We start from the raw sequence: 16,603 nt of genomic DNA on the forward strand, positions 1-16,603 counted from the left end.
AGGCGAAAAAAAACGGCACGCCTTTTACAGCGTGCCGTTTTGCTTGTTGCAGCTAACCGTGTCGAGAATGTTTGCGTACGTGTGCGCTTGCGCGTTACTTCACACGCATGCCCGGCTTGGCGCCGCTGTGCGGCTCCAGCACGTAGAGGCCAGGCTCGGCCTTCTCGTCGGTCGCCGACGCCGCCAGCACCATGCCTTCCGACAGGCCAAACTTCATCTTGCGCGGCGCGAGGTTCGCGACCATCACCGTTAGCTTGCCGATGAGCTGCTCCGGCTGATACGCGGACTTGATGCCGGAAAATACGTTGCGCGTCTTCTCCTCGCCGACGTCCAGCGTGAGTTGCAGCAGCTTGTCCGAACCTTCGACCGCCTTGCAGTCGACGATCTTTGCGACACGCAGATCGATCTTCGCGAAGTCGTCGATGGAGATGACTTCGGGCGTGTCGTCCTTGTCCGCGGGGGTAGCCTTTGCGGCCTTTGACTTCGTCTTCGCGTCCGCGACCGGCGCGCCTGCTTCCGCCGTGGCTTGCAGCGAGTCGCGATTGGCTGCCAGCAAGGCTTCGATCTGCTTGGGGTCGACGCGCGTCATCAGATGCTTGTACGCGTTGATCGGACGCGCCGAACTGAGCGGTACATTCGCGTCGGCCCACACGAGCGGCTCGATGCCGAGGAACGCTTCAACCGCTTCTGCGAGCTTCGGCAGCACGGGCTTGAGCGCAAGCGACAGCAGACGGAACGCCTCGATGCTCACGCTGCAGGTTTCGTGCAGCGCGACGGCATTGGCCGGGTCTTTCGCCTGATCCCAAGGTTTGGCCGTGTCGACGTAGGCGTTCACCGCATCGGCCAGTTCCATGGTTTGGCGCAGCGCGCGGTTGTACTCGCGAGCTTCGTAGTTCGCGGCGATCTGCGGTACGGCGGCGCGCAGCGTCGCGAGCAGCGGGTGCTGCATCGCGCTGTCCTGCACGCGGCCGTCGAAGCGCTTGATCAGGAAGCCTGCGGCGCGGCTCGCGATGTTCACGTACTTGCCGACCAGATCGCTGTTCACGCGCGCCTGGAAGTCGTCGAGATTCAGGTCGAGGTCTTCCATCGTGCTGTTCAGCTTGGCCGCGAAGTAGTAGCGCAGCCATTCCGGGTTCAGGCCGGTGTCGATCACGCTCTGCGCGGTGATGAAGGTGCCGCGCGACTTCGACATTTTCGCGCCGTCCACCGTCAGGAAGCCGTGCGCGAACACGTTGGTCGGCGTGCGGTGGCCCGAAAATTCGAGCATGGCCGGCCAGAACAACGTGTGGAAATACAGAATGTCTTTGCCGATAAAGTGATACTGCTCAGCCTTCGAGCCCGGGCGAACCCACGCGTCGAAGTCGAGCCCGCGCTTCTGGGCGAGGTTCTTGAAGCTCGCGTAGTAGCCGACCGGCGCATCCAGCCACACGTAGAAGTATTTGCCCGGCGCGCCCGGAATTTCGAAGCCGAAATAGGGCGCGTCGCGCGAAATATCCCAGTCGGCGAGCTTCGCTTCACCGGCGTCGCCCAGCCACTCGCGCATCTTGTTGGTCGCTTCCGGCTGGGCAAGGCCGCCCACCCACGCGCGCAGGAAATTCTCGCAGCGCGGATCGGACAGGCGGAAGAAGTAATGCGTCGATGTCTTGCGAATCGGCGTGGCGCCCGACACCACCGAGTACGGATTGACGAGCTCGGTGGGTTGATAGGTCGAGCCGCACACTTCGCAGCTGTCGCCGTACTGGTCTTTCGCGCCGCACTTCGGGCATTCGCCCTTGATAAAGCGGTCCGGCAGGAACATTTCCTTGACCGGGTCGTACGCCTGTTCGATATCGCGGGCGTCGATCAAACCCGCTTCCGTCAGCGCGAGATAGACGTTCTCACTCAGGACGCGGTTCTCCTCGGAATCGGTCGAGTAATAGTTGTCGAACGAGATGCCGAAGCTGTCAAAGTCACGCTTGTGCTCCTGCCAGACGCGGTCGATCAGCTGCTTCGGCGTCAAACCTTCCAGTTCCGCGCGCAGCATGACCGGCGTGCCGTGTGTGTCGTCGGCGCCCACGTAATAGACCTCGTGCCCGTGCATTCGCAGCGTGCGGACCCAGATGTCCGTCTGGATATATTCAACCAGATGGCCAATATGGATTTGCCCGTTCGCATAAGGAAGGGCCGACGTGACGAGAACCTGGCGGCGGGCCGACGGCGCGCCTGCAGTGAGATCGGTTGCGGGTGCTGACATAAGGATGGTGGGAGCCTGCGGTGGGACGAAAGGTCGATTCTAGCAGGGCAGGCGCCCGCGGGCATGGCCCGGCGCGGGCGCGCAGCATGCCGGGCTGCCTCGGACACCGCGAAAAGCGAGCGCCCAAAAAAAAAACCGGGGCGATTAACCCCGGAGCAACAACGACAAGAGGAGAATGGTGACGCGGCGGCTTCGCCAGCCACGTACCGTAAAGAGAGACAGCGGAATTTCAGGAGAGTTCGAAATTTTTTCGTCCTCGTGAGAGATTTTCCGCGATGCGTTTTTACAGCCTGCTCAGCATCAGGTTGCCGGCCACCAGATAACTGAACCGGCGACGCTGGTCAGCCCGGTGCTGCGAATCTCCGGCCCCAATTCCCCTGCTAATCGTGCGTTGTTGTTATTGCGTGGTGTGCTGAGCCGTGGCGCGCAGATAGATTTCCACGCGACGGTTTGCTGCACGGCCGGCTTCGGTGTTGTTGTCGGCGATCGGCTGGTTCTGGCCCATGCCTTGTGCCGACAAACGCTGCGGCGCGACGCCGCGTTGCGCCAGAAAGCCGGTTACGCTTTGCGCGCGGTTGACCGACAGCGTCTGGTTGTAAGCCGGTTGACCCGTGCTGTCCGTGTAGCCGACCACTTGGGCGATCACTTCCGGGTTCTGCTGCAGCGTTTGCGTCAGCTGATCCAGCACCGGTGCGAACGACGGCTTGATCGCATAGCTGTTGGTGTCGAACGTAACGGAGCTCGGAATGTTGAGCTTGAGCGAGCCGTCCGGCTGCTCGGTGATCTGGGTGCCCGTGCCCTTGGTGGCGCCCGACAGCTTGTTGTGAATGGATTGCCAGTTGTAGCCGGTGATGCCACCCACCGCTGCGCCGACGCCGGCGCCGATCGCCGCGCCCTTGCCGCCGCCGAAAATTGCGCCCAGCGCCGCGCCGGTGCCAGCGCCTACGCCCGTACCCACTGCCGTGTTAGTGCCCTGTTGGCTGGCGCAACCTGCGAGCAGGGAGCCCGAAACGGCGAGAATGGCCAGGCGAGTCGTGATTTTTGCATTCATTTTTGATTCCTTTCGAGTAAAGCGAATGACGCGAATAAAGCGCGCGAGTAACGCGCGCGGGTGAAGCGTCCGTGGCGCTAGAGCCTGCGTGGCGAACGTCACGGCACCAGAACAGACTGCTCGACAGTGCGAACAACCAAAGGGACACGCAAGCCAGGCGGAAAACCCCACGCGTTCTTCAGTCCCGGTCCGACAATGAAGAAGGGTCTTCCGGCAGCGCTCGACGTGAGCCACTACAATAAAGCCTGGCGCACACAGCGATGCGGCCCCACGGCGTCCGCCGGCCCAAAGGGTGCCCGGCACGCCTGGTTTTCGCAATGCTGTCTAACAATTTCTTGCAATTCCGGCGCGTGGCCGAAGCTTCGATTGCGCCGCGCCGCAGGTGTTCCCTTGGAGTGTCAATGAGTATCGATCGGGCTTTGGTCGACGCTGCCCTCGCAGCCGTCACTGACCCCAACACCGGCCGGCCGTATGCCGCAGCCAGGAACATTAAAAACGTAGCCGTGGAGGGTGACACGGTTAGCGTCGCGGTGGTACTCGGCTATCCGGCCATGCGCCAGTTCGAGGCCATCCGCAAGCAGTTCGCCGACGCGTTGCAGGCCGTGCCGGGCGTGGCACAGACGCACATTCAGTTGTCGCAGGAAATCGCGGCGCATACGGTGCAGCGCGGCGTGAAACTCTTGCCGAATGTTAAAAATATCGTGGCCGTGGCGTCAGGCAAGGGTGGCGTCGGCAAGAGCACGACCGCCGTTAACCTGGCGCTGGCGCTGGCTAGCGAGGGCGCGTCGGTCGGCATACTCGACGCCGATATCTACGGACCCTCGCTGCCGCTGATGCTAGGCATCGAAGGGCGCCCCGAATCGCCGGACGAGAAGACCATGAACCCGATGACGGGCCACGGTCTGCAGGCCAATTCCATCGGCTTTCTGATCGAGCAGGACAACCCGATGGTGTGGCGCGGCCCGATGGCGACGTCGGCGCTCGAACAGCTGCTGCGGCAGACCAACTGGCGCGATCTCGATTACCTGATCGTCGATATGCCGCCGGGCACCGGGGACATCCAGTTGACGCTCTCGCAACGCGTGCCGGTGACCGGCGCCGTGATCGTCACCACGCCGCAGGACATTGCGTTGCTCGACGCCCGCAAGGGCCTGAAAATGTTCGAGAAAGTCGGCATTCCGATTCTCGGCATCGTCGAAAATATGGCCATGCATATCTGTTCGAATTGCGGCCATGAGGAGCATATCTTCGGCTCGGGAGGCGGCGAGCGCATGGGCAAGGAATATGGCGTCGACGTGCTCGGGAGCCTGCCGCTCGACATTGCGATCCGCGAGCAGGCCGACTCGGGCCGGCCTACTGTAGTGGCCGATCCGCAAGGGCGCATTGCGGAGATTTACCGCACGATCGCGCGCAAGGTCGCGGTTCATATCGCCGAGCGCGCCCGCGACATGACGTCCAAATTTCCCAATATCGTCGTGCAGAACACCTGACGGGCCCTTCAAAGGATGGGCGAAAGGGGGCCGGGGGCGTCTATTCGCGCCTGGTCTCGCGGTATCATGTCGACTTCACAGGTTCGGCTCGGCAACCGCAGGGGCGGCCGCCAGCCGGCACGAGGATCGCATGGGAAAACGAATCGACTGGCAGGCGGTGCATGCTTTCATCGTCCTGACTGCCAGCAGTGTGCTGTTATGCGGGTGCAGCGCTTTCCTGAGACCACAGGAAAAGCGCGCCGACGCGCAGTTGCTGCCTACCGTGGGCAATCAGGCGCGCGGCCTCGTTACGTTCATCGAGCGCTCGGACGGCGTTCAGGTTACCTACAATCTCGCGGGCTTGCCGCCTAACAGCGATCACGCGCTTCAGGTTCACGAGCGCGGCGACTGCAACGCCACCGACGGCTCCAGCGCCGGCCAGGTGTTCTCACCGGCTGCCGAGCGTCTGAAGGCGGGCGCGCGCGTCGAAGGCGATCTCGGCAACATTCATGCGGACGCGAACGGCGTGGCAACCGGCTTCATCGTTGCCCCGGACGTCTCGCTCGACGGTATCCGCTCGGTCCTGCAGCGCGCGGTGCTGCTGCATCACGACGCAACCGATCCCTACGCGTATCCGCAGCATGGCGCGGGTCCCGCACTCGCTTGCGGTTTGATCCGCCAATGACGGACTACCGCGTGGTTGCCTCGTTGCCCCAGCCCGTGGCCAGGCTGCCGGAAACGGCTGAAACGCGGACGAAAGCAGCTGAAAGCAGACCCCGGCGGCTCGCTGCCGCTTATCAGTGGCGCGCATGTGCGGCAGCATCCTCGTGATCGCGTAAAATAAGCGCCTTTCGCCGCGGCGGCCGGCGTCATCGCCAATACGGCCCCGGGCAGCTTCTTGCGGGGCGCACCGGCCAAACCGGCCCTGAAAGTGGGACAACCGGCCGCAACGTGCCCGGCACGCGCCGGGTTGTTATCCGTCACACCCCTGTTATTCACGTCGAGCAGCGTTCACCTATGACCATCAAATCCGACAAGTGGATCCGGCGCATGGCCGAGTCGCACAAAATGATCGAGCCGTTCGTGCCCGATCAGGTTCGCGTCTCCGAAGACGGCCGGAAGATCGTCAGTTACGGCACATCGAGCTACGGCTACGACATTCGCTGCGCCGACGAATTCAAGATCTTCACGAACATCAACTCGACCATTGTCGATCCGAAAAATTTCGATGAGAAATCGTTCGTGGACTTCAAGGGCGACGTCTGCATCATCCCGCCTAATTCGTTCGCGCTCGCCCGCACGGTCGAGTATTTCCGTATTCCGCGCTCGGTACTGACCGTGTGTCTCGGCAAATCCACTTACGCGCGCTGCGGCATCATCGTGAACGTCACGCCGTTCGAGCCGGAATGGGAAGGTCACGTCACGCTCGAATTCTCGAATACGACACCGTTGCCTGCGAAAATCTACGCGAACGAAGGCGTCGCCCAGGTGCTGTTTTTCGAAAGCGACGAGATTTGTGAAACGTCGTACGCGGATCGCGGCGGCAAATATCAAGGTCAGCACGGGGTCACGTTGCCGAAGACGTGACGCCGGCAGCGCATTGACTCACCAGGTACACCGGGTGACCGCTGCAATCTATCCAGTGCAGCGGTCGTTCTTTTTGGAGAATCGCCCATGAAGTTCCGTTTTCCCGTCGTCATCATCGACGAAGATTTCCGCTCCGAGAACATCTCAGGTTCCGGCATCCGGGCTTTGGCCGAAGCAATCGAGAAAGAAGGCGCGGAAGTGCTCGGGTTGACGAGCTACGGCGATTTGACTTCGTTCGCACAGCAGTCGAGCCGCGCGTCGTGCTTCATCCTGTCGATCGACGACGACGAGCTGCTGCCCTACGTCGAAAACGTCGTGGTTGAAGGGGAAACGCCGGAACTGGCCGCCGCCATCGTCGCGCTGCGCGCGTTCGTGACGGAAGTGCGCCGCCGCAACGCGGACATTCCGATCTTCCTGTACGGCGAAACGCGTACGTCCCGCCACTTGCCGAACGACATCCTGCGCGAACTGCACGGCTTCATCCATATGTTCGAGGACACGCCGGAGTTCGTCGCGCGCCATATCATCCGCGAGACCAAGGTTTATCTGGACTCGCTCGCGCCGCCGTTCTTCAAGGAACTGGTGCAGTACGCGGACGAAGGCTCGTACTCGTGGCACTGTCCTGGCCACTCCGGGGGCGTCGCGTTCCTGAAGAGCCCGCTCGGTCAGATGTTCCATCAGTTCTTCGGCGAAAACATGCTGCGCGCGGACGTCTGCAACGCCGTGGACGAACTCGGGCAACTGCTCGATCACACCGGCCCCGTTGCGGCTTCCGAGCGCAACGCCGCGCGCATCTTCAGCGCGGACCATGTGTTCTTCGTGACCAACGGCACGTCGACCTCGAACAAGATCGTCTGGCACGGCACGGTCGCGCCGGGCGATATCGTGCTGGTCGACCGCAACTGCCACAAGTCGATCCTTCACGCGATCACGATGACCGGCGCGATTCCCGTTTTCCTCACGCCGACGCGCAACAACTTCGGCATCATCGGCCCGATTCCGCGGTCGGAATTCGAGCCGGAAAACATCCGCAGAAAGATCGAGGCGAATCCGTTCGCACGCGAAGCGCTGGCGAAAAATCCCGACCTCAAGCCGCGCATTCTGACGATCACGCAAAGCACGTATGACGGCGTGATTTATAACGTCGAGATGATCAAGGAAATGTTGGGCGAGTGGCTGGATACGCTTCACTTCGACGAAGCGTGGCTGCCGCATGCCGAGTTCCACGAGTTCTATCAGGACATGCATGCGATCGGCGCGGGCCGACCGCGCATCGGCGCAATGGTCTTCGCCACGCACTCCACGCACAAGCTGCTGGCCGGCATTTCGCAGGCGTCGCAGATCGTCGTGCAGGATTCGAAGAACAGCCGCTTCGACAAGCACCGCTTCAACGAGGCGTATCTGATGCATACGTCGACGAGCCCGCAATACGCGATCATCGCGTCGTGCGACGTGGCCGCGGCCATGATGGAAGCGCCCGGCGGCACCGCTCTCGTCGAAGAGTCGATTGCGGAAGCGCTGGACTTCCGCCGCGCGATGACCAAGGTCGATACGGAATACGGCGACGACTGGTTCTTCAAGGTCTGGGGCCCGGACCAGTTCGCCGACGAAGGCATCGGTTCGCGCGAAGACTGGATGCTTCGTCCGAACGATTCCTGGCACGGTTTCGGACCGCTTGCCGAAGGCTTCAACATGCTCGATCCGATCAAGGCGACCATCGTCACGCCGGGTCTGGACATGGACGGCGGTTTCGGCGAGACGGGCATTCCGGCCGCGATCGTGACGAAGTACCTCGCCGAGCACGGCATCATCGTCGAGAAGACCGGGCTGTATTCGTTCTTCATCATGTTCACGATCGGCATCACGAAGGGCCGCTGGAATTCGATGGTGACGGAGCTCCAGCAGTTCAAGGACGACTACGACAACAACCAGCCGTTATGGCGCGTGTTGCCGGACTTCGTCGCGCTGCACCCGACTTATGAGCGTGTCGGTTTGCGCGACCTGTGCCAGCAGATCCACAGCGTCTACCGCGCGAACGACATTGCGCGTCTCACGACCGAGATGTACCTGTCGAGCATGGAGCCGGCGATGAAGCCCTCCGACGCGTTCGCGAAGCTCGCGCACCGTGAGATCGACCGCGTACCCATCGACGAACTGGAAGGCCGCGTCACGTCGATTCTGTTGACGCCGTACCCGCCGGGCATTCCGTTGCTGATTCCGGGCGAGCGCTTTAACAAGACCATCGTCAACTATCTGCGATTCGCGCGTGAATTCAACGAGCGTTTCCCGGGTTTCCACACGGACATTCACGGGCTCGTCGGCGAGATGATCAACGGACGCATCGAATATTTCGTCGATTGCGTACGCGTCTGACAATGCGCTTCATGACGTTCCTCGGGAGCAACCGGGGCCGGCGACGCGAGTCGCGTGCGCCGGCTTGGGTGCGAGCAGCACAGCGCGCACTGATGCGCACGTTGACCTGCGCGCTGCTGCTCGGCGTCGCGCCGCTCGCCGCGCGCGCTGAAGTCGCCGCTGCCGATCCGATCGATGCGGCGATGCGCACGTGTCTGGCGCGCAGCGATATGTCGTCGACGATGGGACAGGTGCAGTGCATGGAAACTGCGCGCATCGGCTGGAAGACCGCTATGGACAACGCATGGCAGCAGTTGCAGCCTGAGTTGCCGCCGGCGCGGCGCAAGCAATGGGAAAAGAGTCAGGCAAGCTGGCAGGCTTCGCGCGATGCCGAAACGCAACTGCTCGCGGCGGTATTCGCCACCACGCGCGGCACGATGTATGTGCTTGTCGAAGCCGATATGCAATTGCAGCCGGTGCGTGACCGGGCTCTCGCGCTGCGCAGTGCGGTCGCGAAGGCAAGTGCGGGTGGCGGCGATCCTCCGAGCCGCCTGCGCGCTTGCCGTTCGGACGCGCGCTGCGAACACGCGATGTTCGACCTGAATCGCTACTATCGCCGTCTGCAGGCAAAGATGCCGGCGCGCTCCCGTCCCACGCTGACGCGCGCACAAAAGGCGTGGACCGCGTATCTGAACGCGACCACGCCGGTCGTCGACGAGCGCGGTCGCATCGACATCATCGGTGCGCGTGTGGCGACGCTCAAGCGTTTGTCGGAAACAGTCGGCAACGACTAGACCTGCGAGCGGACAGCCGCTGCCTCATCGGAACGCTCAGGTTAGCGCGTAGCTTTCGGCTTGCGGGTCGGGCAGCGTGACCGCGGGTTCGCCGCGCATATCGCGCAGTGCGTCTTCAATGATGAAAGACATGGTACTCAGCGCAAGGTCGTTGTCGTCGGTGCCGAACGGCTCCTCGATTTGTGACGCGATCGCTTCGTGCGCCATGAACGTGTACGCGACGAACACCGCGAACACCGGCGTGAAAATGCCGATGCTGTCGACGAGTCCAAACGGCAACGACGCGCAGAAGAAGTACACGGTGCGGTGAATCATCACCGAGTAGGCAAACGGCAACGGCGTCGACGCGATGCGCTCGCACCCGCCGATCACATCCGACAGTCCATTCAGATTCCGGTCGAGCGCGAGTACGGCCAGCGGATCAATTGAGCCCTTTTGCGCCTCGCGCTGCACCCATTCGCCAAGAACCAGCATCAACGTTGCCGGTTTGTAGCGCGATGTCATAACGCGTTCGAACAGCGCAGGCGGCAGGCGTGCGGCGAGGTCCTCGCGCGGATCGCTCCTGCGAAGCTGATGGCGCAGTGCATGCGGCAACGCGCCCAACGCGGCGAAAAACTCGGCCAGGTTTTCTTTCGGCAACTGCGTCGTTCGCAAGGTCAGCGCCTGGCGAGCGAGCGAACGCGCGTCGTTCAACAATTGACCCCAGAGCTTGCGCGCTTCCCACCAACGGTCATAGCTGGCGTTGTTTCGAAAGCCAAGAAACACCGCGAGAGCGATGCCGACGAGCGAGAACGGCGCAGTCGTGTTGAGGTTCAGCGAGATGGGCAGAAGATGATCGTGCGCCGCGACCGCAACGACCGAGATCGCGAAAATCAGGAAGAGCCGGGGAAGCAACTGCGGAAGCACCGAGCCGCGCCAGGCGAGCAGCATGCGGAACCAATGGAGATGCGGACGGATGATCATCGGTGTGCTTTGCCGTGAGCGATGGAGTTTCTATTATCGCTTGTTGTTCGAGTCGCGCCATTGAAGCGCGTACTCGCACAGGCAATGCTTGTGTCCAGATTCCCGAAATCGGGCGAAGGCCACGGCATAGCGTGACCTTCATACGGGACATCAATCGTGCATCAATCGCGCGCCGATGAAGCCGCGCCGTGACTGAGCCAGTCGAGCACTGCGGTGGCGTCGTCGTCGGCGCCTTGACGTGCTTTCGCCACCGTCTCCGCAACGTCCGCGCTCGGCACTGCGCGGCGAATTGCCACGCCGACCGCGAGAATGTCGATCATCACCAGATGCAGAATTCGCGAAATCATCGAGAGTTGCGACTCGCGAATTTCAATGTGATCGGTTTCGAGCGCGACCGTCGCGCGCTTGGCAAGCGGCGTGTTGCTCGACGTAATCGCAATCACCTTCGCGCCTGCCTGCATCGCGACGTCGAGCACGCGCAGCAGCTCGGGCGCGCGGCCCGACTTCGACACGGCGACGATCACGTCGCCCTTGCCGAGCAACGCAGCCGAAGCGGCCTGCATGTACAGATCGCCGTACGCAATGGTCGGAATGCCGAAGCGGAAGAACTTGTAGTGCGCGTCCTGCGCGACGATGTTCGAATTGCCGAGTCCGTAGAACTCGATGCGCCGCGCGCCGTTCAACAGATCGATCGCGCGTTCGACCTGGTCGAAGTTCAGATGCTCGCGCAATTGCAGAATGGCCGACACGGTGTTGTCGAGGACCTTTGCGCCGAAGTCCGTTGCCGTATCGCCGAGATGCACCTGGCTGTGGCTCACCGGAATGGTGCCGGTCAAACCCGTTGCAAGCTTCAGCTTGAAGTCCGACAAACCCTGACAACCGAGCGAGCGGCAGAAGCGGATCACAGTCGGTTGGCTGACGTCGGCCTTGCGGGCAATGTCCACAATCGGGTCGTTGATGATCGAGCGCGGATGGTTCAGCGCGAGATCGGCGACGCGGCGCTCGGCCGGCGTCAGCGCGTCGCGCATCTGCCGGATCCGTTCGAATACCGCCGACGAACTGCCGCCCGCGCGATTCGACAGCTGTTCGGCGAGGATCGCGGACACGCCGAGAAACGCCGGATATTCCGCGGTGATCACGTAAGTCGGCACGTTCTGCAGATACGCCTCGAAGCGGCCTTTCGCCTCGAAGCGTTTGCGAAACGACGAGCGCGCGAAGATTTCGCCGAGCCGCGGGACGACGCCGCCGCCGATATAGATGCCGCCGAGCGCGCCGAGCGTCACCGCGATATTGCCCGCAAACGTGCCGAGTATGCCGCAGAACACGTCGATGGATTCAGCCGCAAGCGGCTCGCCTTGCAACGCGCGTTTGACGATCTCGACGGTGTCGACGTTTGCCGCTACGCGCTTCTTGTCGCGGCCCGCCAGCGCGCGGTAAATGACTTCGATGCCGGGCCCCGCGGCCACGCGTTCGAACGACACATGCGACCATTTCTTGCGCGCGTACTGCAGCACGATGTCTTCACGCTCGTCGGCCGGCGCAAATGTGGCGTGACCGCCTTCGCTGCCGAGCGCGATCCAGCGGTCGTCGGCAGGAATAAGGCCCGACACGCCCATACCGGTGCCCGGACCGAGCAGGCCGATCACGCTGTTCGGACGGCGCGTGCCGCCGCCGACCTGCACGCGTTGCGCGTCCGTCAGGCCGGGCAGGGCCATGGCGAGCGCGGTGAAGTCGTTTACGACGAGCAGCGTGTCGAAGCCGAGCGCACGGCGCGTGGCTTCGATCGAAAAGCTCCAGTCGTGATTCGTCATGCTGACCTGATCGCCGTCGACCGGGTTCGCAATCGCAATCGCCGCGTGATTCACGCGGCCGATCTTTGTGTCCTTCAGGTACTTCTTGATAACTTCAGCGACGCCGGGGTAATCCGCGCACGGATAGACGTGCACCGAGCCGATCTCGCCCGGTCCGGTTTCCAGCGCAAAGCGCGCATTCGTGCCGCCGATGTCGGCCAGCAGCCTCGGTCCATCGGCGTGCTGGCCCGCGCCCGGAACAGCCTTAGTTTGCACACCAGTAGACATCGAGTCTCACTCCCTTGTCGTTCGCCAACTGCGAGATGGCATTTTTTTGTAGCGAAGATGCAGCGGCGTTCAGCACGTCCATCTTGCGCGGTCCGGCAATCAGCAAAAACAGGTGCTTCACTTCCTTGAGCGCGGAGAGCGACCAGCTCACGCGTGCATGCGGCGCACTGCCGGGATGCACGGCGACGAATCGCTCAGTCGTGCTGATGGCGTGATCCCATTCAGGCGCATCGGCGAAGATAGACGCGGTGTGGCCGTCTTCGCCCATGCCGAGTATCGCGACGTCGGGCACGCTGGCGAAACGCGGGTCGGCGTTCAGCGCGGCGACATGCGCGTGCAGATCCTGCGAGGTGTCGACGAGCGGCCAGAACGTCGCGTTCTTCGCGGCGTTCTGCAGCAACGTGGCGTGCACCAGTTGCGAGTTGCTCGCGCTGTCCGTCTCGGGCACCCAGCGATCGTCGACCAGTGTCACCGCAATGTGCGGCCAGTCGAAGCTTTGGGTGGATAACGTCTGCAGGAAGGGGCGCGGACTGCTGCCGCCGGACACGGCGAGCAGGGCCGGGCGGGCGCCGCCTGTGGACGTACCGGCTGTGGACGCGCCGGATATACCGGCGTCTGACGTTGCCGTCTGTGCGGCCAGCGATGCATGCAACGCGTCGCCTACGGCCTTCGCCAACGCGTCCGATTGGGCGCGTTGATCGTCGAAAGCGTGAAGCTCGATCACTTCTCCTCCGTGCTGCTTTTTTGTTAGAGCTGCGGAAATCCGCCGCGAATCAGTTCTCTTCCTCGAGCCAGCAGGTACCGTGCTGCGCAAGCATCGCGCTCGCGGCGGCAGGACCCCATGTGCCCGCAGCATAAGGCTTCGGCGGTTTGTTCGAAGCCTTCCATTCGTTCAGAATCGGTTCGACCCAGCGCCACGCGGCTTCCTGTTCGTCGCGCCGCACGAAGAGTGCGAGACGGCCGTTGATCACGTCGAGCAAGAGGCGTTGGTACGCTTCCATCTGCCCTTCGCGGAAAAACTGGTCGAACGCGAGATCCAGGTGGACGCTTGCGAGATTCATGCCTTCGCCGGGCTGCTTCGCAAGACAGTACAGACGAATCGATTCGTTCGGCTGCAAGCGGATCACCAGACGATTAGCGCCTGCGCGCAACGCCGAAGCACCCAACGCCGAATGCGGCACCGGGCGGAAATTCACGACGATTTCCGCGACGCGGTCCGCCAGCCTTTTGCCCGTGCGCAGGAAAAAGGGCACGCCGGCCCAACGCCAGTTTTCTATCTCGACCTTCAACGCGACGAAGGTTTCGGTCGTGCTGTTCGGCTTCACGCCCGGTTCCGTCGCATAGGCGGGGACCGGGTTACCGCGAATTCCGCCGGCATGGTACTGACCGCGCACCGCAACCTTGCCGATGTTCAGCGGATCGATTGGCTTCAACGCGCGCAGCACGCGCAGCTTTTCGTCGCGCACCGAGTCGGAGTCCATCGAATGCGGCGGTTCCATTGCGACGATCGAAAGCAATTGCAGCAAATGGTTCTGCACCATGTCGCGCAGCGCGCCGGTATTGTCATAGAAATCACCGCGCGCCTCGACACCGAGCTCTTCTGCAATTGTGATCTGAATGCTTTCCACCCACTCGCGACGCCACAGCGGCTCGAACAGCGCATTGCCAAAGCGCAGCGCCAGCAGGTTCTGCACGGGTTCTTTGCCGAGATAGTGGTCGATACGGTAGATCTGTTCTTCAGCGAAGATTTCGCCGACTGCATCATTAATTGCATTCGACGACTTGAGGTCGTAGCCGAGCGGCTTTTCCAGCACGATGCGCGCGTTTTCGTTAAGACCCACCGACGCGAGGGCGCGGCAGATCGGCACGAACAGCGACGGACCGGTAGCCAGATAAAAAACGCGAATGCCGGGCAGGTCTTTCACCGCGTCGCGCAGCAGCGTGAAGTCTTCCGGATTGCCCAGGTCGATGTTCACGAACTCGATGCGTTCGAGAAAGCTGGACCATGCCGTTTCATCGACACCATTCTTCGACACATGCGGCCTGACGTGCTCGTTGACCCATTGGATGTACTCGCCGCGATCCGCAGCATGGCGAGCCACCGCGACGATCTTGCCGCTGTCGGCCAGCATGCCACCCGCACGGTGCGCTTCAAACAGTGCGGGGAGAATCTTGCGCATCGACAGATCGCCGGTTCCGCCGAAGAGAACGAAGGTGAAGCTTGAATCGGTTTGCATGAGTCTCCGTCGATGTCCTGGGGCCGCCGCGCTGACCGTTCACTGCCGTGAAAAGGGCGACCGTAGTCCGATAAAATATTTTTTGACACTGAATTGTAGTTTAACTACAATCCAAATCAAGAGGTAGCGCTAATTCGATGAAAAAAGCGTGCGCTGTCAGGTCAGTTGCGCGTTTTCGCGAATCGGCAGGCGTTCCCTGCATGTTAACGGACATTGCGTGCCGGCATGGGCCAGCCTGTCCCGGCAACCGTTACAGAAAGCCGGGGAGTGCAGGGCCGGCAAGCGGATTCCTCTGTTGACGTGCAAGGCACCTCGAGTCTGCCGCGCGAAGCGGGCAGGCAAAAATCAAAAGAGGAGACAGTCAGTTGCATCCCGAACCACTCATCTCTTGAGCTTCCAGCGGCCGGACATCGGTCCGCCGGCGCATGCCTCGCGCATGCGCCCGACCGTGCTCGATCGCCCAGTGTTTTGCCTGTTTGAACCAACCACAGCACCCTGGCGACATCAGGGGCCATTTGTTTTTTGTTCAGGTGTCTGGAGGAGATAAGCAATGAAATTTCGCGCGATCATGGGCGCTTTGTGCGCCGCAGGTCTGATGTGTGGCGTCTCGGCCGTGCAAGCAGCCGAGTCGGTCGAAGTGTTGCACTGGTGGACTTCGGGCGGTGAATCGAAAGCCGTCGGCGTCCTCAAGGACGACATGACGAAGCAGGGTTACACGTGGAAGGACTTTGCGGTTGCAGGTGGCGCGGGCGCGGCTGCCATGACGGCACTCAAGACGCAGGTGATCTCGGGCAACGCACCGAGCGCTGCGCAGATCAAGGGCCCGCTGATTCAGGATTGGGCTTCGCAAGGCGTGCTGGTGCCGATCGACTCCGTCGCCGGCGACTGGAAGAAGAATCTACCGCCGGAAATCGACAAGATCATGCACGCGGACGGTCACTACGTCGCTGCGCCGTTCTCGGTGCATCGCGTGAACTGGCTGTACATCAACAAGGCAGCGCTCGACAAGGCAGGCGGCAAGGTGCCGACCACGTGGCCTGAGTTCTTCGCGGTGGCCGACAAGATGAAGGCCGCAGGCATCCAGCCGATCGCGATGGGCGGCCAGCCGTGGCAAGACTTGACGCTGTGGGAAGACGTGGTTCTGTCGCAAGGTGCGGACTTCTACAAGAAGGCGCTGGTCGACCTCGACGAAAAGACGCTGACGTCGGACAAGATGGTCGGCGTGTTCGACACGGTCCGCAAGATCCAGGGTTACTTCGACGCGGGCCGCACGGGCCGTGACTGGAACCTGGCTACGGCAATGGTCATCAACGGCAAGGCCGGCATGCAGTTCATGGGCGACTGGGCGAAGGGCGAATTCGCCAATGCCGGCAAGAAGTCGGGCTCGGACTACGTGTGCGCAGCAGTGCCGGGCACGGAAAAGGCTTACACGTTCAACGTCGACTCGTTCGTGTTCTTCCAGCAGAAAGGCCAGAAGACGGCAACGCCTGGCCAACTCGCGCTCGCGAAGACCATCATGTCGCCGGACTTCCAGGAACAGTTCAGCCTGAACAAGGGTTCGATTCCGGTTCGTCTGGGCGTGTCGATGGCCAAGTTCGACGACTGCGCGAAGAAGTCGTATGCGGATGAACAGGTCGCGATCAAGTCGGGCGGCTATGTGCCGTCGCTCGCACACGGCATGGCTCAACCCGATGCAGCAGCCGGCGCGATCTCCGACGTGGTCACGAAGTTCATGAACTCGCAGCAGGATTCGAAGAGCGCAGTTGCGGCGCTCGCGAAGGCAGCGAAGACCAAGTAAGTGAAGTAGCGAAGCGGCGCGTCCGGGATCGGACGCGCCGC

General features: G+C 62.1%; 12 protein-coding genes. 6 read left to right on the forward strand and 6 right to left on the reverse strand.

All coding sequences use genetic code 11. From position 1 onward, the window contains the following. Nucleotides 1-94: 94 nt before the first annotated feature. Both metG and OH764_RS03635 read right to left on the reverse strand, forming a co-directional pair. On the reverse strand, nucleotides 95-2,233 hold the full coding sequence (metG, locus tag OH764_RS03630; RefSeq protein ID WP_498848052.1) for a methionine--tRNA ligase: 2,139 nt from the start codon (nucleotides 2,231-2,233) through the stop codon (nucleotides 95-97). 397 nt (nucleotides 2,234-2,630) lie between these two features. Next, nucleotides 2,631-3,284, reverse strand: coding sequence for an OmpA family protein (locus tag OH764_RS03635; protein ID WP_498848053.1), 654 nt, complete (start codon nucleotides 3,282-3,284; stop codon nucleotides 2,631-2,633). Nucleotides 3,285-3,685: 401 nt separating this feature from the next. On the opposite strand from OH764_RS03635, the gene apbC reads away from it, so the two are divergent. From apbC to OH764_RS03660, 5 genes are all read left to right on the forward strand, one after another. Beyond that, on the forward strand, nucleotides 3,686-4,774 hold the full coding sequence (gene apbC, locus OH764_RS03640; protein ID WP_498848054.1) for an iron-sulfur cluster carrier protein ApbC: 1,089 nt from the start codon (nucleotides 3,686-3,688) through the stop codon (nucleotides 4,772-4,774). 130 nt (nucleotides 4,775-4,904) lie between these two features. After that, nucleotides 4,905-5,438, forward strand: coding sequence for a superoxide dismutase family protein (locus tag OH764_RS03645; protein WP_498848055.1), 534 nt, complete (start codon nucleotides 4,905-4,907; stop codon nucleotides 5,436-5,438). A gap of 332 nt (nucleotides 5,439-5,770) precedes the next feature. Beyond that, entirely contained in the window at nucleotides 5,771-6,340 is a 570-nt protein-coding gene (dcd, locus tag OH764_RS03650) for a dCTP deaminase (RefSeq protein ID WP_006048517.1), read from the forward strand. A gap of 87 nt (nucleotides 6,341-6,427) precedes the next feature. Continuing rightward, nucleotides 6,428-8,713 (forward strand): arginine/lysine/ornithine decarboxylase, encoded by a 2,286-nt coding sequence (locus OH764_RS03655; RefSeq protein WP_020065187.1) that lies wholly within the window; start codon nucleotides 6,428-6,430, stop codon nucleotides 8,711-8,713. Nucleotides 8,714-8,805: 92 nt separating this feature from the next. Next, nucleotides 8,806-9,486, forward strand: coding sequence for a lysozyme inhibitor LprI family protein (locus OH764_RS03660; protein ID WP_498848056.1), 681 nt, complete (start codon nucleotides 8,806-8,808; stop codon nucleotides 9,484-9,486). A 36-nt stretch (nucleotides 9,487-9,522) separates the two neighbouring features. Here OH764_RS03660 and OH764_RS03665 read toward each other — a convergent pair whose 3' ends face one another. From OH764_RS03665 to zwf, 4 genes are all read right to left on the reverse strand, one after another. Continuing rightward, nucleotides 9,523-10,449, reverse strand: coding sequence for a bestrophin family protein (locus OH764_RS03665; RefSeq protein ID WP_498848057.1), 927 nt, complete (start codon nucleotides 10,447-10,449; stop codon nucleotides 9,523-9,525). 161 nt (nucleotides 10,450-10,610) lie between these two features. Further along, nucleotides 10,611-12,527 (reverse strand): bifunctional transcriptional regulator/glucokinase, encoded by a 1,917-nt coding sequence (locus tag OH764_RS03670; protein ID WP_498848058.1) that lies wholly within the window; start codon nucleotides 12,525-12,527, stop codon nucleotides 10,611-10,613. Beyond that, a complete protein-coding gene (gene pgl, locus OH764_RS03675) occupies nucleotides 12,505-13,251 on the reverse strand; it encodes a sugar phosphate isomerase family (protein WP_498848059.1) in 747 nt (248 codons plus the stop codon). Before pgl ends, OH764_RS03670 begins: the two co-directional genes overlap by 23 nt. Before the next feature lie 49 nt (nucleotides 13,252-13,300). Then, nucleotides 13,301-14,764 (reverse strand): glucose-6-phosphate dehydrogenase, encoded by a 1,464-nt coding sequence (gene zwf, locus OH764_RS03680; RefSeq protein WP_498848060.1) that lies wholly within the window; start codon nucleotides 14,762-14,764, stop codon nucleotides 13,301-13,303. Between the two features lie 550 nt (nucleotides 14,765-15,314). On the opposite strand from zwf, the gene OH764_RS03685 reads away from it, so the two are divergent. Continuing rightward, nucleotides 15,315-16,562, forward strand: a complete 1,248-nt coding sequence (locus OH764_RS03685) for an ABC transporter substrate-binding protein (protein ID WP_498848061.1) — start codon at nucleotides 15,315-15,317, stop codon at nucleotides 16,560-16,562. The last annotated feature ends 41 nt before the right edge of the window (nucleotides 16,563-16,603 follow it).

The sequence above is a fragment of the Burkholderia sp. M6-3 genome (assembly GCF_050858985.1).
Lineage (GTDB): Bacteria > Pseudomonadota > Gammaproteobacteria > Burkholderiales > Burkholderiaceae > Paraburkholderia > Paraburkholderia caledonica.

Coding starts and splice junctions, on each gene's coding strand:
- metG (WP_498848052.1), bottom strand. CDS start 2,233: ATGTCAGCACCCGCAACCGATCTCACTGCAGGCGCGCCGTCGGCCCGC.
- OH764_RS03635 (WP_498848053.1), bottom strand. CDS start 3,284: ATGAATGCAAAAATCACGACTCGCCTGGCCATTCTCGCCGTTTCGGGC.
- apbC (WP_498848054.1), top strand. CDS start 3,686: ATGAGTATCGATCGGGCTTTGGTCGACGCTGCCCTCGCAGCCGTCACT.
- OH764_RS03645 (WP_498848055.1), top strand. CDS start 4,905: ATGGGAAAACGAATCGACTGGCAGGCGGTGCATGCTTTCATCGTCCTG.
- dcd (WP_006048517.1), top strand. CDS start 5,771: ATGACCATCAAATCCGACAAGTGGATCCGGCGCATGGCCGAGTCGCAC.
- OH764_RS03655 (WP_020065187.1), top strand. CDS start 6,428: ATGAAGTTCCGTTTTCCCGTCGTCATCATCGACGAAGATTTCCGCTCC.
- OH764_RS03660 (WP_498848056.1), top strand. CDS start 8,806: ATGCGCACGTTGACCTGCGCGCTGCTGCTCGGCGTCGCGCCGCTCGCC.
- OH764_RS03665 (WP_498848057.1), bottom strand. CDS start 10,449: ATGATCATCCGTCCGCATCTCCATTGGTTCCGCATGCTGCTCGCCTGG.
- OH764_RS03670 (WP_498848058.1), bottom strand. CDS start 12,527: ATGTCTACTGGTGTGCAAACTAAGGCTGTTCCGGGCGCGGGCCAGCAC.
- zwf (WP_498848060.1), bottom strand. CDS start 14,764: ATGCAAACCGATTCAAGCTTCACCTTCGTTCTCTTCGGCGGAACCGGC.
- OH764_RS03685 (WP_498848061.1), top strand. CDS start 15,315: ATGAAATTTCGCGCGATCATGGGCGCTTTGTGCGCCGCAGGTCTGATG.